This is a genomic window from Silvania sp., assembly GCF_051656365.1.
GTDB classification, from domain to species: Bacteria; Pseudomonadota; Gammaproteobacteria; order Enterobacterales; family Enterobacteriaceae; genus Enterobacter; species Enterobacter hatchlandensis.
The window spans coordinates 1-19,186 of sequence record NZ_JBOGBT010000110.1; the positions used below are offsets into that span (position 1 = coordinate 1).

General features: G+C 56.0%; 24 protein-coding genes. 13 read left to right on the top strand and 11 right to left on the bottom strand.

Annotated elements, in window-relative coordinates; translation table 11 throughout:
* Positions 1-284 precede the first annotated feature (284 nt).
* The 3 genes from ACRDD5_RS21990 to ACRDD5_RS22000 form a co-directional block, all read right to left on the bottom strand.
* Complete coding sequence (locus ACRDD5_RS21990) at positions 285-869, bottom strand: hypothetical protein (protein WP_438677984.1); 585 nt, start codon at positions 867-869, stop codon at positions 285-287.
* A 112-nt stretch (positions 870-981) separates the two neighbouring features.
* Positions 982-1,446 (bottom strand): GNAT family N-acetyltransferase, encoded by a 465-nt coding sequence (locus tag ACRDD5_RS21995; protein WP_271281991.1) that lies wholly within the window; start codon positions 1,444-1,446, stop codon positions 982-984.
* A 38-nt stretch (positions 1,447-1,484) separates the two neighbouring features.
* The gene (locus ACRDD5_RS22000) at positions 1,485-2,369 is read right to left on the bottom strand and encodes a LysR substrate-binding domain-containing protein (RefSeq protein WP_438677985.1); all 885 of its coding nucleotides are present in this window, start codon (positions 2,367-2,369) and stop codon (positions 1,485-1,487) included.
* Between the two features lie 109 nt (positions 2,370-2,478).
* Here ACRDD5_RS22000 and ACRDD5_RS22005 point away from each other — a divergent pair, with 109 nt between their 5' ends.
* Positions 2,479-3,060, top strand: coding sequence for a nuclear transport factor 2 family protein (locus tag ACRDD5_RS22005; protein ID WP_438677986.1), 582 nt, complete (start codon positions 2,479-2,481; stop codon positions 3,058-3,060).
* 59 nt (positions 3,061-3,119) lie between these two features.
* Complete coding sequence (locus ACRDD5_RS22010; RefSeq protein WP_271281988.1) at positions 3,120-3,806, top strand: RluA family pseudouridine synthase; 687 nt, start codon at positions 3,120-3,122, stop codon at positions 3,804-3,806.
* Between the two features lie 39 nt (positions 3,807-3,845).
* Here the strand turns inward: ACRDD5_RS22010 and ACRDD5_RS22015 are convergent, their stop codons facing one another.
* Both ACRDD5_RS22015 and ACRDD5_RS22020 read right to left on the bottom strand, forming a co-directional pair.
* Entirely contained in the window at positions 3,846-4,136 is a 291-nt protein-coding gene (locus ACRDD5_RS22015) for a Bor family protein (protein WP_271281987.1), read from the bottom strand.
* A gap of 176 nt (positions 4,137-4,312) precedes the next feature.
* Positions 4,313-4,750 (bottom strand): winged helix-turn-helix transcriptional regulator, encoded by a 438-nt coding sequence (locus tag ACRDD5_RS22020; protein WP_438677987.1) that lies wholly within the window; start codon positions 4,748-4,750, stop codon positions 4,313-4,315.
* A 107-nt stretch (positions 4,751-4,857) separates the two neighbouring features.
* Between ACRDD5_RS22020 and ACRDD5_RS22025 the strand changes: the two genes are divergently transcribed.
* On the top strand, positions 4,858-6,081 hold the full coding sequence (locus tag ACRDD5_RS22025; RefSeq protein WP_438677988.1) for an MFS transporter: 1,224 nt from the start codon (positions 4,858-4,860) through the stop codon (positions 6,079-6,081).
* Here the strand turns inward: ACRDD5_RS22025 and ACRDD5_RS22030 are convergent.
* Complete coding sequence (locus ACRDD5_RS22030) at positions 6,078-6,575, bottom strand: DUF6790 family protein (RefSeq protein ID WP_438677989.1); 498 nt, start codon at positions 6,573-6,575, stop codon at positions 6,078-6,080. The genes ACRDD5_RS22025 and ACRDD5_RS22030 overlap by 4 nt on opposite strands.
* A gap of 95 nt (positions 6,576-6,670) precedes the next feature.
* Positions 6,671-7,048 (bottom strand): RidA family protein, encoded by a 378-nt coding sequence (locus tag ACRDD5_RS22035; RefSeq protein ID WP_438677990.1) that lies wholly within the window; start codon positions 7,046-7,048, stop codon positions 6,671-6,673.
* Between the two features lie 145 nt (positions 7,049-7,193).
* Here ACRDD5_RS22035 and yajD point away from each other — a divergent pair, with 145 nt between their 5' ends.
* Together yajD and ACRDD5_RS22045 are read left to right on the top strand one after the other, a co-directional pair.
* Entirely contained in the window at positions 7,194-7,541 is a 348-nt protein-coding gene (gene yajD / locus ACRDD5_RS22040) for an HNH nuclease YajD (RefSeq protein ID WP_271267314.1), read from the top strand.
* Between the two features lie 121 nt (positions 7,542-7,662).
* Positions 7,663-8,616, top strand: a complete 954-nt coding sequence (locus ACRDD5_RS22045) for a bifunctional helix-turn-helix transcriptional regulator/GNAT family N-acetyltransferase (protein WP_438677991.1) — start codon at positions 7,663-7,665, stop codon at positions 8,614-8,616.
* A gap of 46 nt (positions 8,617-8,662) precedes the next feature.
* Here ACRDD5_RS22045 and ACRDD5_RS22050 read toward each other — a convergent pair whose 3' ends face one another.
* The gene (locus ACRDD5_RS22050) at positions 8,663-9,256 is read right to left on the bottom strand and encodes a GDP-mannose pyrophosphatase (protein ID WP_438677992.1); all 594 of its coding nucleotides are present in this window, start codon (positions 9,254-9,256) and stop codon (positions 8,663-8,665) included.
* 88 nt (positions 9,257-9,344) lie between these two features.
* Here ACRDD5_RS22050 and ACRDD5_RS22055 point away from each other — a divergent pair, with 88 nt between their 5' ends.
* Complete coding sequence (locus ACRDD5_RS22055; RefSeq protein ID WP_438677993.1) at positions 9,345-10,100, top strand: DeoR/GlpR family DNA-binding transcription regulator; 756 nt, start codon at positions 9,345-9,347, stop codon at positions 10,098-10,100.
* A gap of 49 nt (positions 10,101-10,149) precedes the next feature.
* On the opposite strand, the gene ACRDD5_RS22060 is transcribed toward ACRDD5_RS22055, so the two are convergent.
* Positions 10,150-10,425: a hypothetical protein gene (locus ACRDD5_RS22060; protein WP_438677994.1), complete on the bottom strand. Its 276-nt coding sequence runs from the start codon at positions 10,423-10,425 to the stop codon at positions 10,150-10,152.
* Positions 10,426-10,589: 164 nt separating this feature from the next.
* Between ACRDD5_RS22060 and ACRDD5_RS22065 the strand changes: the two genes are divergently transcribed.
* The 4 genes from ACRDD5_RS22065 (at position 10,590) to leuA (ending at position 14,868) form a co-directional block, all read left to right on the top strand.
* The gene (locus tag ACRDD5_RS22065; RefSeq protein ID WP_438677995.1) at positions 10,590-11,354 is read left to right on the top strand and encodes a class I SAM-dependent methyltransferase; all 765 of its coding nucleotides are present in this window, start codon (positions 10,590-10,592) and stop codon (positions 11,352-11,354) included.
* Positions 11,355-11,418: 64 nt separating this feature from the next.
* The gene (locus tag ACRDD5_RS22070; RefSeq protein WP_438677996.1) at positions 11,419-11,838 is read left to right on the top strand and encodes an ASCH domain-containing protein; all 420 of its coding nucleotides are present in this window, start codon (positions 11,419-11,421) and stop codon (positions 11,836-11,838) included.
* Between the two features lie 938 nt (positions 11,839-12,776).
* Positions 12,777-13,079 carry a putative quinol monooxygenase gene (locus tag ACRDD5_RS22075; RefSeq protein WP_438677997.1) on the top strand — a complete coding sequence of 101 codons (303 nt, stop codon included), beginning with the start codon at positions 12,777-12,779 and terminating at the stop codon, positions 13,077-13,079.
* A gap of 112 nt (positions 13,080-13,191) precedes the next feature.
* Entirely contained in the window at positions 13,192-14,868 is a 1,677-nt protein-coding gene (leuA, locus tag ACRDD5_RS22080; RefSeq protein ID WP_438677998.1) for a 2-isopropylmalate synthase, read from the top strand.
* Here leuA and ACRDD5_RS22085 read toward each other — a convergent pair.
* Complete coding sequence (locus ACRDD5_RS22085) at positions 14,820-15,614, bottom strand: AraC family transcriptional regulator (RefSeq protein WP_438677999.1); 795 nt, start codon at positions 15,612-15,614, stop codon at positions 14,820-14,822. The two genes, leuA and ACRDD5_RS22085, sit on opposite strands and share 49 nt — an antisense overlap.
* 122 nt (positions 15,615-15,736) lie before the next feature.
* Here ACRDD5_RS22085 and ACRDD5_RS22090 point away from each other — a divergent pair, with 122 nt between their 5' ends.
* Entirely contained in the window at positions 15,737-15,934 is a 198-nt protein-coding gene (locus ACRDD5_RS22090; RefSeq protein ID WP_271281974.1) for a hypothetical protein, read from the top strand.
* A 1-nt stretch (position 15,935) separates the two neighbouring features.
* Entirely contained in the window at positions 15,936-16,706 is a 771-nt protein-coding gene (locus ACRDD5_RS22095; RefSeq protein WP_271281973.1) for a hypothetical protein, read from the top strand.
* A 25-nt stretch (positions 16,707-16,731) separates the two neighbouring features.
* Here ACRDD5_RS22095 and ACRDD5_RS22100 read toward each other — a convergent pair whose 3' ends face one another.
* Positions 16,732-18,117, bottom strand: coding sequence for an FAD-binding oxidoreductase (locus ACRDD5_RS22100; RefSeq protein WP_438678000.1), 1,386 nt, complete (start codon positions 18,115-18,117; stop codon positions 16,732-16,734).
* Positions 18,118-18,435: 318 nt separating this feature from the next.
* On the opposite strand from ACRDD5_RS22100, the gene ACRDD5_RS22105 reads away from it, so the two are divergent.
* On the top strand, positions 18,436-19,050 hold the full coding sequence (locus tag ACRDD5_RS22105) for a hypothetical protein (protein WP_438678001.1): 615 nt from the start codon (positions 18,436-18,438) through the stop codon (positions 19,048-19,050).
* Positions 19,051-19,186 lie beyond the last annotated feature (136 nt).

Below are 19,186 nucleotides of genomic sequence, written 5' to 3' on the forward strand. Positions count from 1 at the left end.
CCCGACCCGAAGCCGGAAGGAATAAGCTGAGGGTATCGCGTAGCGACGATTTTCTTGCCGGGAGCCCGGGTAGCCAGGGCGGTGGCGATTGAGCCGCCCTGGCACGTTCACGGGTGACGCGACTGACAGAGAAGCACAACACTTAAAGTGAACGGAACCACCACCGGAGCCGCATGCTCCCCCTCACCCCAGCCCTCTCCCTGAATGGAGAGGGAGACGACCGTGCCAATTATTTTGTGGGGATCCCTCAAACCTGTGGGTGAGGGAATGGTTCGAAGCCGAGATTATGTCCCCGCTGCCTTCGGGAATATCCCCAGGTATTTCTGCGAACCATAAAAAGGAATCACCAGGAACGCCATCCCCGCGCTGCCTTCGGCGTACTGCACTGCCATATCTCCGCTGCGGGTAATAAACATCTCTCGATCCACCCAGCGACAGCCGACGCTCATATCCGGAGTGCAGTTTTTATATTGGGTTCTCAGCACGCCGTCTTTGGTCAGCCAGAAGTGACGGCTATTCGAATCGGTGGGTTTGGCCGCTGACTCATCGAGCAGGGCCCAGGTTTGCTGGCTCAGCGCGTTGTTTTGCGCATCCAGCGATGTGGCCTGCAATGTTTTTGCCGGATAGTTGAAGCGTAATTCCACCGTAGCCGCGTTTTTACTGCTGACATAGAACAGCAGGGCTAAGTCATCAGTCCCCTTGTACTCATCCCCGCCCGGTTTCAGCGGTGTGGTCACAAACCGGTACAGGCTGTGGCTGCGAATATCCTGCCGGTTAGGGTATTCCGCCTGGTATTGCGATTTTTGCGGCGAGCTGACGACGCATCCGCTGAGCAGTAAGAGCGAACAGAGTACAGACAATTGACGCATTCACATTCCCCTACGATGACTAAGCCAGACTGAGCGGATAATTATGCGTGCTAATCAAAGGGAACAGAAACGCGTCCGGCCATTACTCCCTGAAAAGGTAGGCATCACGCCTTCACGGCGTAATCGTCTTGCTCATATTGACGCCCGTCACCCCAAAACCGCTGGTCTCGTATAGCGATCGGGCGCGGGCGTTATCCCCGGCAACGCGGAGTTTGATCTGTTCAAAGCCGTTTTGCCGCAAATCCTGCTCTAAAGCGTGGAGCGCCTGTTTTCCCAACCCCTGCCCCTGGTACGCTTTCAGGATGTGGAAATCATAAATAAACGCAGCGCGCGCGGCGGTATCCGGCTTGTACCACAGATAGCCCACATGCCTGTCATCGTGAATCAGACACAGCAACACCTGCCCGGGCGTATTGGCCCCTTGGGGCAGCAGGTCCGCTGTCTCCTGTTTCGCCCTTGCGATGGCTTCGCTGTGAGGAAGCCGGTAATTTGCTGCGATCTCATCTGCATAATCAGGAATAAAGTACGCAAGATAAGCAGGATATTCATCCTCATGCAGGGAACGTAATGTCATCATGACTGATGCCTCATCTGGGTGAAATAGCCCTGACCTTCTCAATAAACCGGCCCAATAACCAGCTCAAGATACGCTTTTACGCTTGCGCTGGCCTCCTGCGCCCGACTAATCAGCACCAGATTGGCGGTTAAATCCGCTTCTTTTAGCGGGCGATACACCAGACCGGGAATATGGACCTGCTGCAACGGTGCCGGGACCAGTGCCAGCCCCAGCCCGGTGGCCGCAATCGCCAGTGTACTCAGCGTGCTCCGGGCGCGCCAGGCGATATGACATCGCGAGCCAAGCTTCTGCGTGAGCAGCATAACCAGATGCTCATGCACGTCGTGGGCCTCATACAGCACCAGCGGTTGCCCGGCAAGCATAGCGATGGTTAAGCAGTCATGGGCGACCAGGGCATGATCCTCTGGCAGGGCGACCAGCATCTCCCAGTCACCAATCCGCCTGACCGCCAGATCCGGGCCCACTGTATTGCTGTGCGCCGGGGTGTAACCAATATCCAGATGCCCGGCAAGGATCGCCTCGACCTGCTCCTGCGGGCCGACTTCATCGATCTTTAGCTCGGCATCGGGATAGCGCTGGTGAAACCGGCGCAGGTCGGCGGTCAGTTTGCCGCTGAAGATGGCATTACCGGCAAACCCCACCCGCACCCGGCCCGTCTCACCCCGCAAGGCGCGTTCGACGGTCAGCCGGGTATGCTCGGCCTGCTCCAGCGTCCGTCGGGCTTCAATTTGCAGCAATACCCCGGCATCGGTCAGCTCGACCCGGCGACTGGTGCGGACAAACAACGCGCCTCCCAGCTCCTCTTCCAGCGCCTTGATCTGCATGCTGAGTGCGGGCTGGACAATGTTCAGCCGCGCGGCGGCCCGGCCAAAGTGGCCCTCTTCGGCCACGGCTAAAAAATAGCGCAGGTGACGTAAATCCATGCCGCTCCCTATCAATAACTAAAATTGATTGATCGGTAATATCTATATATTTCATTTTAGCTTTTTTACGTCGCACACTGCATCTCGTTAACTCACCGGAGACCGCGAAATGACGATTCAACTTAACGACCGTGAACAACTCAATGACCTGATGAATGGCTGGATGCACCGGGATCTGGGCGAATGGGCGCAGCTACGTGACCTGTTCCACCCGGATGGCACCATTGAAATCACCTGGTTCGAGGGACTGGGGAGCGATTTTGTCGAGGGATCAATGCGGATGGGCGCCTCGGATCTGCGCACCAAACACCTGATTGCCTCCCCTGCGGTGACTTTCAATGCCCGCGGTGACAAAGCGATCCTGGAAACCAACGCCATGATCATCGCCGAGAACGTCACCCTGAATATCGGCTGTGAATGCCACAATCGTTTTTATGATCTGGCCGAGAAAAGAGACGGAGTTTGGAAGCTGTTTCGTCGTCAGAGCGTGTACGACATGGGAACATTTACCTTCCCGCTGGGTCCGGTGGAGATTGATCGGAACGTCGTGGCGAAGTATCCCCGTGAATATGCCACGCTGGCGTATTTGCTGGAGCAGAGCGGCTTCCCGCTTGGGCGCGTCTTCGCCACCCGGGGCAGCGAGCTTGAGAGCAATATGAAAGCAGCGGGTCAGCGCTGGCTGGCAGCCTGATTCGCCAGTCGGCGGGAAATTAGGTATCATCCGCGTCCACTCTTCCTGCGGGCTGCCTGATGTCTACGATTGTTGATCATTTTATTGCCCCGCCGTGCCATGCGCAGATCGAGACGCTGTATCAGGACGAGCACCTGGTGCTGATTAACAAACCCGCCGGGCTGCTCAGCCTGTCGGGCAAAAATCCGCAAAACCTCGATTCAGTGCACCATCGGCTGGTGCAGATTTTCCCCGGCTGCACGCTGGTCCATCGTCTGGATTTTGGCACTTCCGGGCTGATGGTGATTGCGCGTAATAAGCCAATCAATGCCGCGCTTTGCCAGCAGTTCAGCCAGCGCACGGTGAGCAAGGTGTACAGCGCCCTGCTGTGCGGGCATCTGGAGAAGGACGAAGGGGTGATTGACGCGGCCATTGCCAAAGATCCGGCCCTGTTCCCGCTGATGTCGATATGCGCGATTACCGGCAAGCCGGCCCGCTCCCGCTATCGGGTGATTGAGCGCCTGGATCGCGCACAAGAAGGCCCGCTGACGCGGGTAGAACTGACCCCAGAGACCGGGCGCACCCACCAGCTGCGCATTCACTGCCAGCAGCTCGGCCACCCTATTCTGGGCTGCGATCTGTACGGCGGCCTGCTGCCACCCGGCACCGAAGATACGCCCCGGCTGATGCTGCACGCCAGCGAGCTGCATTTTGTGCATCCCGTCAGCGGAGAGAAAATTACCGCCCGCCATGCCAGCCCGTTCTGAAAAAGCAAAGCAGGCATCGTGCGATACCTGCTATTACGCTTATTTCGCGCAGTAAACGCGCGCTTCACGCGGGGTGTAGATCCCCAGGGTGATGATGCGGAACAGAACGTCAGTGCCGGCTTCCTGCACTTCGGTACGCACCACTTTGTCTGCACCGCCGCACACCTGAGCTGCATCAATCGTTTTGGACTGACCGATACCGTTCACGAAGAACGAGTGGCGCGTTTCCTGAGTCGGTTTTTCAACAATGCCATTATTCACTTTAAAGGTCTGTTGCGCACAACCCGATAGGGCCACGGCAGCAACCACTGCAATCATTAACTTTTTCATATATGCCTTTTTTATAGGGAGTAACCAGTAGCAGATACTATTCCCTCTGCGCTAAAGGCGATATCCCTCCTGAACATATTCAGCCCCTGAATAACAACCGTTTATGCAGCATTCAGGTATGTGATCCAATTGCCTTTCACCGGTGAAGGTTCTGCAAAAGTGCGGTAATAAAAACGTTACTCACCGGGGGTAACTTTCTGCACTTCGGTGGCGGCAGGTAATACCTGCAGCACCAGCGGCGGCACCGCTTTGCCGGTGCGCTTGTCGATCAGCACCGAATGGCGCTCGCCGGGTGCGAACAGGTGCTGTTCGCCCCACTGACGTAGCGCCACCACCACCGTAAACAGACTTTCACCCTGCGGGGTCAGGACATATTCCTGATACGCCGTGCCGTCCGAGGCGTCCTGTCGAATGAGGATCCCCGCCTCAACCAGCGTGTTGAGCCTGTCGGTGAGGATGTTTTTCGCCATTCCCAGACTGCGCTGGAAATCACCAAACCGGCGTATGCCGTCAAAGGCATCGCGCACGATCAGCAGCGACCAGCGATCGCCAATCAGATCCACGGTTCGCGCCACGGGACAGGGTTGATTGCTCAAGGGTTTACGGGTAGGCATGGCGTCTCCTGCTGAAAAAAGGCCGAGTGTCTGGTTGCATTTTAAAACTAGCTGACCTAGCATTCAATCAGTTTCTTTTTGCAACCAGATTGGACGGCGCCGACATCATGAAAGCCTCTCTTGCATCACCCTCGGGACAAAATATGTCACCCAGCCTGGTGTGGCTGTTCGCCATCGCCAGCGGCCTGAGCGTGGCCAATGTCTATTACGCCCAACCGCTGCTGGACGCCCTGGCGCGGGATTTCGCCATCAGCCATGCGGCGGTGGGCGGGGTGATCACCGCCACCCAGACCGGCTGCGCGCTGGCGCTATTGTTTCTGGTGCCGCTGGGCGACCGGGTGGATCGCCGCCGCCTGATGGCACTGCAGCTGCTGGGGCTGATGGTCGCGCTGGTCGCTGTGGGGATGGCGCAGTCCGCTCCGGCGCTGCTGGCGGGCATGCTCGCCGTCGGCCTGCTCGGCACGGCGATGACCCAGGGGCTGATCGCCTATGCGGCCAGCGCCGCCGCCCCGCATGAACAGGGTCGCGTGGTGGGTACGGCGCAAAGCGGGGTCTTTATCGGGCTGCTGCTGGCGAGGGTCTTTGCCGGGGGCATCAGCGACCTGGCGGGCTGGCGCGGAGTCTATTTCGGTGCGGCGATGCTAATGCTGCTCGTTGCGATCCCACTGTGGCGACGGTTGCCCGCCCTGCCACCGGCCTCCCACGGGCTGAGCTATCCGCGCCTGCTGGGCTCCATGTTGACGCTACTGCGCGAGGAAAAGGTGCTGCAGGTGCGCGGCACCCTGGCGCTGCTGATGTTTGCCGCCTTTAACATTTTCTGGAGCGCGTTAACGCTGCCCCTGAGCGCCCCGCCGTACAGCTTCTCGCACACCCTGATCGGCACCTTCGGGCTGGTTGGCGTGGTTGGCGCGTTGGCCGCCGCGCGTGCCGGGCAGTGGGCCGATGGCGGCCACGCCCAGCTCACCAGCGCGCTGGCGCTGACGGTGCTGCTGCTGGCCTGGTGGCCGCTGTCGCTAATGGAAACCTCGCTGTGGGCGCTGGTGATCGGCATCGTGCTGCTGGATCTGGGGGGCCAGGCGCTGCACGTCACCAATCAGAGCCTGATATTCCGTACCCGGCCGGAAGCGCACAGTCGGCTGGTCGGCCTGTATATGCTGTTTTATGCCCTCGGCAGTGGGCTGGGGGCGATTGGCACCACCGTCACCTATGCCCATCTGGGCTGGCACGGCGTGTGCCTGCTGGGTGCGACGGTCAGCCTGCTGGCGCTGGTTTTCTGGTGGCTGACGCGCGTGTCGCCTTCACTGGCGCAGCTTAGCCATGAATCAGATTAATACCGTTGGCCCGCAGCCCTGCGGGCCAGGATCCACAGCAGGGGGAGCAGAACAACATGGATAATCGTCAGGCCGAGTAAAATCCCGGCATTGCCTGCCTGATGATCGCCAGTGGTGGCAAGCTGGTGGAAATGCCCGTATACCAGGCCAGCAAATTCAATGACCACCCACAACACCACCGCGAATTTGAATTCCAGGCCTCGCCAGAAAGAGACGATGGCTACCACGCCTAACGCAATATCGGCCATGCCCATTTCGAACTGGAAGGGGCTACTTTGCCAGCCAATGAATGCCGCAGCGGTTTGCGGCCAGAGCGTATGGTAAAGACCCGCCCACAGGGACGCGACCCCGATGGAGAGCAACAGAAGCCAGGATAAATAACGCTCGGCGTAGCGACCTGATTGTCGATGACTGAGTAAGGGAATAAGGGAGGCGAGAATAAACATGACCAGCGGAATATTTGTCAGAATCAAGCGGATAGCATTGGCAATCATGATTGTTCCTCTTTAAAGGATATCACCCCGCGATGTGCAGTTTTTGAAGTATAGGATACGCAGCCGGACGATGGGTGCAGTCCGGCGCAAAGCCATCAGAGCGCGAATAGCGCCTCAATTTCTATCTTAAGATCGGGTGAGAACAGGCGGCTGACTTCAACCAGCGAGCTGGCTGGCAGGTGATCGCCGTAATATCGGTACAGCACCGCGCGCAGTTCGTCGATTGCGGCAAAAGAGGTAATAAAAATGGTCACTTTAATCAGTGCCGAGAAATCCGTCCCTTCTGCAGTAACTATTTTTGCGATCTGGCTGAATATTTCCTCCGCCTGATCGGCAATACCCGACTGCTGTGCCGGGGTGCCAAACGCGGTAAGCCCTGAAATATACAGCGTATTGTTGTGCTTAACGGCGTGGACGTAAGGCGCTTTGACCTCACCCAACTGCGGATAATTCTTGCGTACCACTTTACTCATGCTGCCGTCCTTAATGAGAAAGAATCAGCAACAATACTATCATTCACCTGTTACCGCTCAACGCGCCATTTCACCTTCTGTTCCTGAATCGGATATATTGAAAGGACTGACGTAAAATAATCGCTTTGTAACAGGTAACATCACCATGGCTCTGATCCCTAAAAACTACACCCGGCTGGAAAGCGGCTACCGTGAGAAAGCCCTCAAAATCTATCCGTGGGTCTGCGGACGCTGCTCGCGCGAATTTGTCTATTCCAACCTGCGCGAACTGACGGTTCACCATATCGACCACGATCACACCAATAACCCGGAAGATGGCAGCAACTGGGAGCTGTTGTGCCTGTTTTGCCATGACCACGAGCACTCAAAGTACACCGAAGCAGACCAGTACGGCAGCACCGTGGTGGCGGGTGAAGATGCGCAGAAAGATGTTGGCGAGGCCACCTACAACCCGTTCGCCAATTTACAGGCGATGCTGAACAAGAAGAAATAATCTCAGCGATGTCGGCTTCAGCGGAGGCCGACATCCCCTCTCTTTTCTTACAGATAACAGCATTGACACTGCGCTCCACCATATGGTTGTATTGTACAACTATAATTCTGGAGCGCTGTTAATGAATTCTCAAATGCAGATCGTTGAAGCCATACGCGTGGCGTCCCGTCAGATGGTGCGCGAGCTCGGCTTTATGAACAACACCCTGGCCGCGACCGACTATTCCCCTTCTGTCGTCCATACGCTGCTCGAAGTGCAAAAGCACGGATTAATGACGGCGGCGCAGCTGGTGCAGATTCTGGGTCTTGAGAAGTCCAGCGTCAGCCGGATGCTGGCCAAACTGATCAGCGCCGGTGAGCTGGAGGAAGTGCCGTCGGTTGACGATGCCCGCTTCAAGCATCTGGGGCTGACGGCAAAAGGCCGGGCCACCGTCGAGCGCATTAACCATTACAGCAACGAGCGCGTGATTGCCGCCCTGAATAAAATGAACGCCCACCAGCAGCAGACCGTTTCAGAAGGGCTTAAGCACTATGCCAGCGCACTGGAGGCCTGCCGCGAAGGCAGCGATAACGCCACCCCGGAGAGCGTTGAAATCATCTCTGGCTATCGCCCGGGCATGATTGGCCGCATCGCGGAAATGCACGGCTGCTTTTACGCCCGAGAACATCATTTCGGCAGCTTCTTCGAGGCCAAAGTGGCCGCAGGGCTGGCTGATTTTTCCGCTCGTCTGGACAAGCCCTGCAATCAAATCTGGCTGGCGATGCTAAACGGACGCATTGTGGGCTCGGTGGCGATCGACGGGGAAGATCTCGGTAACGGCGAGGCTCATCTGCGCTGGTTTATTCTCGACGACGGCTGTCGCGGCAGTGGTGCAGGCAGAAAGCTACTCGCCGAAGCGATGGCATTCTGTGACCAACAGGATTTCAGCGCCGTTCAGCTGTGGACCTTCAACAAGCTGACTGCCGCGCGTCGCCTCTATGAATCCTTCGGCTTTCAGCTGGCGAAAGAGTGGCAGGGCAATCAGTGGGGCAGCAGCATTATGGAGCAGCAATTTACCCGTACCGTTTCTGCTTGATTTGCATTGTGCCACCTGGCTGATGGCAGGTGGCGCAATGCCAACATCAGGACGGGTTTAAAATGCCCTTCAGCGCCACGTGATACAGCAGCATGATGGTTTTACCATCCACGATAAGGCCACTTTTCACGGCTGCAAGCGCGGCGTCGAGCGGCATCTCCAGCACTTCGATATCCTCGCCTTCTGCTTCTATGCCACCGCCCGCGCTGACCTTGTCACCTGCATCGTATTCCGCGATGTAAAAGTAGAGCTTTTCGGTCACCGAGCCTGGGCTCATGTAGGCTTCAAAAACCTTCTCCACATGGGAAACCTGAAAGCCCGTCTCTTCTTCGGCTTCCGCTTTGATGCGGCTTTCGGGGTCCATGTTGTCGAGCAGACCGGCTGCCGCTTCGATCAGATAGCCGTCGTGACCACTCATAAACACCGGAAAACGGAACTGCCGGGTGAGGATCACCGTTTTCCGCTCGCGGTTATACAGCAGGATAGTGGCCCCGTTGCCCCGATCGTAAACCTCGCGGCTTTGACGCTGCCACTCTCCCTTTTGTCGCTGAAGTTCAAAGGTGTATTTCTTAAGTGAATACCAGTCATCGGACAGTATGGTGCTGTCGATGATGCGTATTTCTGCACGTTTTGATGGCATACTGACTCCTTTGTTCGTAGAATCGGCATAATAGACAGCAATTACGTGCAAACTCAAGATAACTCGTGCAATAAAACGGAGCCACCCCATGCTTACCAGCCAACGCAAACAATACATTCTTGAACAACTCGCGCGCGACGGGCAGGTGCTGTCGAAAGATCTGAGCGTCCGCTTTGAGGTGTCGGAGGACACCATCCGCCGGGATTTGCGCGAGCTGGCAGCCGCTGGGCGTTTACAGCGCGTGCACGGCGGCGCCCTGCCGTCATCGTCTGCCGTTGCCACCTTTGCTGAGCGTAAGACATTAAAAACTGATGCGAAAAAGACGATTGCCCGCAAAGGCGCAGAGCTGATTTCTGCAGGCCAGGTGGTGCTGATTGACGGCGGGACCACCACCTCAGAAATGATTAAATGCCTGCCGGACGACCTGCAGATTACCGTGGTGACGCACAGCCCGAGCATTGCGCTGGGTCTTACCGACCATCCGGCCATCGAGGTGATCTTAATTGGCGGACGACTGTACAAGCACTCGATTGTGACCGTCGGCGCAGCGGCCATCGAAGGTATCGGGAATATTCATGCCGATATTTTCTTTATGGGCGTGACCGGTATTCATCCCGAGGCGGGGTTAACCACCGGTAATTACGAAGAGGCATGCATCAAACGTGCATTTTCCGGCAGGGCTGCCGAAACGGTGGTGCTGGTCTCCCCGGAGAAGATCAACGCCGCCTCCCCGTTCGTCATCGGCAACCTCGGCTTAATCAACACGGTGGTGGTGGATAGCGGCACGGATGAAAACTGGCTGCGCAGCATTGAAGAAAAAGGCGTGACGGTGGTGACAGCGTAAGCACTGACCGCAGACGATACGGGCATCTCAACAAGGAAAGACGTTATTTTTAATAATAAGTGAAAACAGCAGCCACGATTAAACTCACTACCAAAATAGCACAGTAAAAAAAGACATTACCTGAATACTCAGACAACGCATTTAAGTGTTCTTTGCCTTGTGTATTTAATTTCCTTCTTGCCTCTGCTTCATCAGAGGCTTCGATGGCGTAGGGGTATTGGGTAAAACCTTCCCCCTTCAACTCCTTGACCAGGTCACGCGTGACAAGCCCTTCCACGACAACTTTCGATTCATTATCTTTAATAAAGACGATGTAACTGTTCATGCCAGCTCTCCCTGGATGCCATCAGGCACGTGAATACGTTATACCACAGACAGCCGTTCTTTTATTACTCCTTCAAACCTTCGTATCCTGATGAAAATAATTCGCATTCGCCCTTCTTTATGATAAGTTGCATTTATAATGCAACTTAAATCGGAGACGCCGCCATGAGCGCAAGTGACAAAGCCGGACACACCTTCTTAGCCAGCCTGGGAAAAACCCGTTTGCGCCCCGGCGGCGTTGATGCCACCGAGTGGCTGTTCAGGCAGTCGGAACTAACGCCGGACAGCGTCGTGCTGGAGGTTGCCTGCAATATGGGCACCACCTCTATCGAACTGGCGCAGCGTTTTGGCTGCACGATCTACGCCATCGATATGGATAAAAACGCGCTGGAGCAGGCACGGCAAAACGTCGCGGCCGCCGGTCTGCAGAATAAAATCCATGTGCTGGAAGCCAACGCCACCAGACTGCCCTTCGCCGACGATCATTTCGACGTGGTGATCAACGAAGCGATGCTGACCATGTACGTGGACAAGGCCAAAACCCGGCTGATCGACGAGTATTATCGGGTGCTCAAACCCGGCGGTCGCCTGCTGACCCACGACATCATGTTCACCAGCGAACGACTGGCATCGGGCAGGCAGACGCAGCTGGAAGAGATTGTGCGATCCAACGTCAGCCCGATGTCCCAGGATGCGTGGAAAGCGCTGTTTATCGCCAGCCACTTCCAGTCGGTCGATACCCACAATGGAGCGATGTCCCTGATGTCACCGGCGGGGCTGATTCGCGACGAGGGCTTGCCGCGCGCAGCAAAAATCCTGTTTAACGGCTTGCGCACCCGCGAGAACCGGATCCGTTTTCTCGGGATGTTCCGCTTCTTTCGCCGTAACCGCCACCAGCTGAACTACATCGCCTGCTGCTCGCGCAAATAGCGCGCAGAGGCAATAATCCGTGCTACATTCATCCGTCAACTATCTGCTGTGAAAGGATTTTAGGATGGAAGCCGTTGAGAATTTAAAAGCCAAATACCCCGGAGCCCAGGCATGGGGGTTTGGCGACAGCGCGGAGATGGCCGACGAACTCGCCGCTCTGGTGATCAAAGGGATCAAAACTGCCTCCTGCGGTTCCCTTGCCGCATTTCAGGCAGAAGAACCCTCCCCGCAAATTGGCAGTTATCACATTATCCTCAACGGGCAAGATGTTCCGGTATGCGTCATCAGAATCGTGTCGATGCGCCTGCTCCGCTTTTGCGACGTGACGGAAGAGTTTGCCCGCAAAGAGGGTGAAGGCGACTTAAGCCTGGAATACTGGCGACGCGAGCATCAGGGCTTCTTCACCCGGGCAGGCTTTTTCTCTGAGGAGATGGAGCTGGTCGCCGAGGAGTTTAAAGTGGTGCATACAATCAGTGCGACCTGATAATGCGGCTAATACTGCCGCTGCCGCGGCAGTATTCTTATGGTGGAAAAAAACTGCTAATTATGGATAAGGAACTACCGGAACAGAGTGCGATGAAGGCCAGCTGAGAGCTGGCTTTACGCCACGTTACATGCACCAATAATTATAGTTCTGTCTGCTGATTTCAGCGTCGTTTCCCTGTGAGCAATGATTACTCTTGTTATATTAAGCTGCTTAATTGCCTGGTGAATATAACTTTCACTCTTTGCATCCAGCGCACTTGTGGCTTCACACCGTATTCAATTGACTATTTGTCAGTTCTTTCATTTATTAAGCGCCTTGTTTTATATAACACCGAAAAGTAACTATTACTCAGAAAATATATGCACATAACGGCAAATACTGATAGCAGTGCTCTTGGGCCTGATATGACTGGTTCGTTATTGAAATAAACGTCACATAAAGAAATGAAGAGATAAAATACAGCGAAATTGATAATGCCGGAAATAATGACATCCATGATCAATCGCTGCTTACTCATCCCTTGAGCATTTTTTTCTGACATGCCTACAATCTCACGCTTGGCTGGAACTTAGATTCCACAATGAATAAACGGTGGTGTGGATAAGATACAATCTCTCAATAACCACTAATGCTAATGATTCTTATTTAACTACTTACGATGATACAATCATATCCATAACACTCTAAATTGTGATCGGGATCACGATAATTAATCAAGTTGGATTTCGAAATACCTTTGCAAATCAGATCATTATTTAACCAATACCTGACAGGAGCGTTAACTTATTAAGCACCAACAGTTAATATTTTCTGTACGAATAACAAGCTGATTTATGGAAAACGGAGAAAACCTTTCTAAGGGTGGTCCGATTCCTTTTCTACAACGAAAAATTATACAGGTTACAACCCCGTATCCCCCTAACTCAGGAACCCACATGCTAAAGGTCATCGCCGAAGATTTTATCAAACTCGAATCTGTCGACACCGTTCTCCCTCTCTACCGTGAACTTGTCGCGGCAACGAAAAAAGAACCTCTGTGCATTGCCTATGATTTGTACCGGGATGAAAAAGATCCCGGGCACTTTATTTTTATTGAACAGTGGCCGGACCGGGCAGCCCTCGATGCGCACTGCGCCAGCGAGCACTTCAGACGACTGGTGCCGTTGATCGATCAACATGCGCGCAAAGACGCGCAGTACATTCTGATGAATGAACAGGTCGATCCCGACATCGCGTAACTCATCTTGCCCTGCGAGGTGGCGGATCCTCGCCACAGGTTGTCAGTTTTGCGCCAGTACCGGGCCGCATTCTTCGCCAGGATAAAACCTCAACACATCCTGGAGAACCGACATGTTGCCCAATCCCTCGCAAAAGTACGCGGCTTTCGCCCCCATTCAGTTACCCGATCGCCAGTGGCCGGATAAGACCCTGACCCACGCGCCGCGCTGGCTGTCGACCGACCTGCGCGATGGCAACCAGGCGCTGGCCGAACCAATGGATATCCCCCGCAAGCTCCGCTTCTGGGAGCAACTGCTCAAATGCGGCTTTAAAGAGATCGAGGTAGCTTTCCCCTCGGCCTCGGAGACGGACTTTCAGTTTGTGCGCCAGCTGATTGAAGAGCAGCGCATTCCGGATGACGTGACCATTCAGGTGCTGACCCAGGCCCGCAGCGATCTGATCGAGCGCACCTTTGCCGCGCTTGATGGGGTAAAAAGTGCCACCGTGCATCTGTATAACGCCACCGCCCCGCTGTTTCGCAGGCTGGTGTTTCGCCAGAGCCAGGACGACATTATTCAGCTGGCCGTCAGCGCCACCCGTCAAATCCGCGCCCTGTGCGAAGCGAATCCAAACACTCAATGGCGTTACGAGTACTCACCGGAAACCTTCTGCTTTACCGAGCCGGAGTTTGCCCTGCAAATCTGTGAGGCGGTGGCGGATGTCTGGGAACCCTCGGCTGCGCGGCCGATGATCATCAACCTGCCCGCCACCGTTGAGGTCAACACTCCCAACGTGTATGCCGATCAGATTGAATACTTCTGCCGGCACTTTACCCGCCGTCATGACGTCTGCATCAGCGTGCATCCCCACAACGATCGCGGCAGTGGCGTTGCCAGCGCCGAGCTGGCCCTGCTTGCCGGCGCCGATCGGGTAGAAGGTTGTCTGTTTGGCAACGGGGAGCGCACCGGCAACGTCTGCCTGGTGACGCTGGCAATGAACCTCTACTGCCAGGGGATCGCACCACAGCTCGATTTCAGCGATATGAAGCAGGTGGTAGAGCTGGTGGAACAGTGCAACCAGCTGCCGGTGCATCCCCGCCACCCGTATGCCGGAAAGCTGGCGTTTACCGCCTTCTCGGGTTCCCATCAGGACGCGATCAAGAAAGGCTTTCATGCCCGGGAACAGGCGGACTCACCACGGTGGGAGATGCCCTATCTGCCGGTTGACCCTGAGGATATCGGCTGTAGCTACGAGGCGGTGATCCGCGTGAACAGCCAGTCCGGTAAAAGCGGCGCGGCATGGATGCTCGAGCAAAATCATGGTCTGGTGCTGCCCCGCGCGCTGCAGCAGGATTTTAGCCGCCACGTGCAGGCAAAGACCGACCGCGACGGCAACGAGATGACGCTGAGTGCGCTCTGGCAGCTGTACCGTGAGCTGTATGGCCCCTATCCCCTCGCCCCGCGCCAGCTGCTGGACTACCGCACCGAAAGCCAGGCGGACGGCGAGCTGCAGCTGTCGGCCCGCGTTCAGACCGCTGAAGGGATTGTCACTCTGCAGGGCAAAGGCAACGGTCTGCTTTCCGCCGCAGCGGCGGCGATCGCGTCACGCTTTAAGATGACGCTGGCGATCGAGGATTATCACGAGCATACCCTCGGCAGGTGCAGCGAAAGCCGCTCGGCGGCCTACATCCGCTGCAGCTTTAAACAGGGGGTGAGTCGCTGGGGAACGGGCATTGATAACGATGTGTCCCGCGCGTCGCTTCAGGCACTGTTGAACGCGTTACCTGATGGCGACGCGGGCTGGAAGTAGTCGCTCGGCGCCACGCCCAACGTGCGGCGAAACATGGCGCTGAAGGCGCTGTGGCTGTCGTAGCCCAGGTCCAGCGCCACCCTGAGCACTGACTGCCCCTGCGCCAGACGATTCAGCGCCTCCATCAACCGCGCCCTGCGCAGCCATTCGCTGAACACCAGCCCGGTCTGCTGGCGAAAGTGGCGCAGCAGGGTGCGCTCGCTGATGTTTAATTCTCTGGCCGCCAGCGCGGTGGTCCATTTTTCGCCGGGCTGGTCCTGGATCTGACGGCACAGTGCCAGCAGCGCTGGGGTCTGCGGTTCCGGAAGATTAAATGGCAGGACGTTAATCCCCCTGATCTCGTCGAGGATCAGCTCGTAAATACGCTCCGCCCGGCTGCCCGCAGGATAATTCTCCGGCAGTGCAAGCGAAGCCACGATCAGCTCGCGCAGCAGGGTGGAGATTTGCACCACCTGACATACCGACGGCAAATCCGCTCTGGCAAAGGGATCGATAAACAGCGTTCGGGCAGCCACGTGGCCGGTGATCAGCAGACGGTGCTGCGTCCCGGCAGGCAGCCAGACGCCCCTGCCGGGCGGAACAATCCATACTCCCTGCGCCGTTTCAACGCGCACGACCCCGCTCAGGGTGTGCAACAGCTGGGCACAGGTATGGCTGTGCCACGGCTCCGTTGCGCCATGCGGATAATCATGGGCGAAAGGCACCAGAGGACGGGTGGCGAAGCTGAATTGCTGATGAGCAGACATAGATTACGCAGTAAGCAAAAAAAAGAAGATAGCATAGCGTTGCGGGTTTTCAGCATTACCTTAAGGCAACGTCGTCATACATCATCCAGACTTATCCTTTCTCTTTCTATGGATGCCACGCAATGAGACGTTTTTTTATGTCGGTTTTCTCCAGTCCCGAGTCCTTGCTACAGGTGATGAGCCATCAGGAAATCATTGAAGCCGTGGAGGATGGCGATCGAATCATCATCGATCAGGACGGTAATGCCTCGGTCAACTTTAAAAGCCATGAGGTGCGGCAGGATTTTCTGCGTCATGTTAATGCGCTGAAGAGGGCCTGAGATGGGCACGGCGATATTTATGGTGCTGATGGTATGCGGGTACTGGTACACCAGCCGCGACCTCTCCACCCGTTTTAAGATTAAGCGTTCCTTCGGCTGGGACGTCTATTTTCTGGTCGCGCTATACGGTTGCATCTTCGTCCTGCAGGGGGTGATCGCCACCGGGCTGATGTGGCTGTTGCTGCTTGCCGCCTCTGCCATCGCCAATACCTTCCACCTGACTTCGCAGACCTACGCCGACTGGCAAATTGATTTTATGAACTGGAGCTTTCTCGGCATCCAGGCGCCGGTAGTGGTGATGCTGGCCTTTGCGATCCTGTTTTGTCTCTATCGTTCCAACTGGGCGGGCAGCGCCAGGCTGGACGGTGAAGGCCGGAAAAAGCTGTATAAGCGCCTGTCGCAATCGAACGGTATCGAACAGCTGCTGTATCAGTGCATGGAAGAAGGCGAGCTGGCGCTGGTGACGCTGAAGTCGCGGCGGATCTATATCGGCATGATCCATACCGCGACCCTGGAATACGATAAGACCGCCAATATCGTGCTGATCCCGATGCTCAGCGGCTATCGTGACGGGGAGAAGATGGACCTGCGCATTGAGCATAATTACAGCAAATGGTACGCCGAGCATGACATCACGCTCGATTCCGAGCCCCGCAGCGCGATGGCCTTTCGCAAGGTGATTATGCTGGATCAGATTGAGAGCCTGTCGCTCTTTGATCCTGCCAGTGCCAGCGCGCTGGCACTGGAGCAGCGCCAGAATAACGGGGATTAACCGTTGTCGGGCGCACTATCGGATCTCACTCCGGTTTGATGTTTTGATTCATCCGGAAGAGGTTTGTCGGATCGTACTTATTCTTGAGCTGTATGAGTCGCGTCCAGGTCGCACCGTAGGCAAAGGCGATGCGGTCGGTCTCCTCCTGGGTCAGAAAGTTAATGTAAGCGCCGCTGCTGGCAAACGGCTGTGATTTTGCAAAGAACGCGCGCGCCCAGGCGATGCCGTCCGCATCCTCGTCGGCGGACTCCCAGCGGCCGTGCACGTTCATCACGTAGCAGGCATCCCGGCTTGAATAGGCCATCGCTTCGGGTGCGACGCGGGTGGTCTGGCCGCCAATCGTCCCGATGAAGATTTCACACTGGGGCGACGGCAGTTTGCCTGCGTACTCGATAATGGCATCGATAACGCCGTCGCTGAGCTGGGCAAAGTTGTGCGACTTCCAGTAGTTGCGCGCCCCTTTTGCTAAAAGCGGATCGAACGCCTGTTGCCAGGCGAGGTACGGCATCACGCCGATGTGCTCCCCGAGAGCCGTGCCGAATCCGCGCAGCGGCGCGATAAGCGCCTCCCCCTCTTCTGGATTGCCCGCATAGCATAGTGCGAGCGCGACCATCTCTTTCCCGTGCGCATCCTCGGGCAGAAAAGGCAGCGGCGGTGCCTTGCGGGTGACCATCCAGACGTTAAGTTCTTCCGGCATGGTCTCGGTGAAGCGGGCGAACTGGGTGATCACCTGCTTTGCCTGATCAAACGGAAAGACGATCAGCCCGCACAGCACATCCGGCCCGACCGGATGGAGCTGAAATTCGAAGCGTGTAATCACCCCGAAATTGCCTCCCCCACCCCGCAGCCCCCAGAAGAGGTCCGCGTTTTCCTCTTCGCTGGCGTGCAGCTGCCGGCCATCTGCCGTGACCACCTCCGCCGAGAGCAGGTTGTCGATGGTCATGCCGTACTTGCGACTCAGCCAGCCAAAGCCGCCGCCGAGCGTCAGGCCCGCTACCCCGGTGGTCGAATTGATGCCAAGCGGCGTGGCGAGGCCATAGGCCTGCACGGCCGCATCAAACTCGCCCAGAGTGCAGCCGGGCCCGACGTGGGCCCGTTTAGTGGCTACGTCCACCTGCACATCCTTCATCAGCGAGAGGTCGATCATCAGCCCCTCGTCGCATACCGCATTGCCCGCGATGTTGTGCCCACCCCCACGAATCGAAATGAGCAGGTTTTGCGTGCGGCCAAACGCGATGGCCTGGACCACATCCTCAGTTGAAGTGCAGCGGGCGATCAGCGCCGGTTTGCGGTCGATCATGGCATTCCAGATCTGGCGCACCTCGTCGTAGCCCGCATCGTCAGGAAGGATCACCTCCCCCCGAAAGTGCGTTTTGAATGCGTCGATATCTGCCTTTATTAACTCCTTCATGATTGTCTCCTGTCGTTGTTTACCCCTACTAATTATGGTGGGTTTAGCGCGACCTGAAGGTTTATTGAAGCAGGGGCAAAAACGGGGCTATAGCCCGGTGGGAAGGTGCTTGAGCGCTACAGGTATGTCGAAGGCTCGGGGAGAGCGGGCCTGTCATGTGTTAGAAGATCTTAATCAAAAGAAGGATTTGGGATCATTTTTTTCATACAATCAGGCGTTATTGTTAAATTATTTAACAATGTTTCATCTTGTGGCAGGGTTACCACATGCTGAAGCTGATAATGGAAATTGCACTCAACTAACCCCACAGGAAAGAAGATGAACAAATATTTATTCGCATTGCCACCGGCAATTATCATGGCGTTGCCTTATCTCGTCTCCCCCGCCAGTGCCGCCAATCCGGTTCACGCTGTTGATGTAAAATCCTTTGATGTCGGCGGCGTGAAAACGGGGATGAGCATTGAAGAAGCCCGTGCGGCAATGCAGAAAAATTTTGGCGTCCCGGCAGATAAAATCGAAGCGTCTAAGTCTGAGACATACCAGGTAGCGACCAAGGTGACAGGCAGTCAACAGGTCATGTATCTGGTCTATGAAAACAAAGGCACGCGGATGCAGGTGACTTTTGAACCTCGCATCCCTTATGACAAGAGCAACCCTATGGCTGCTGCCTTAATCTCCTATGAGATCCCCTGGACGAGCGAGAACGCAACGTCGATCAAGGAAGCCGCGCTCGCCAAATATGGTCCGGTTTCAACCACTGATATGTACCCGGTATGGTGTGAAAAACCCATCCCTGGGACAGGAATGGGCTGTGAACCTGATTCAGCCTCATTGAAAGTTGCCAGCACAACGCTAACGCTGATCGATCCTGCCTGGCAAAATGCCAGAATGAAGTTCATGGATCAGCAAAACGCGACAAAGCCGCAAATTTAACGTCGGTCAGGCATCTCGTCATCTTTCCCGCGCCTGCTGCGGGAAAGATGACGAGATACCAAAGGGAACTGATGCAAGCGCAGAGTCGGCCATCAGCGGTGAGTTCAACGGGTCGATGCAACGCTATCTTTAAACA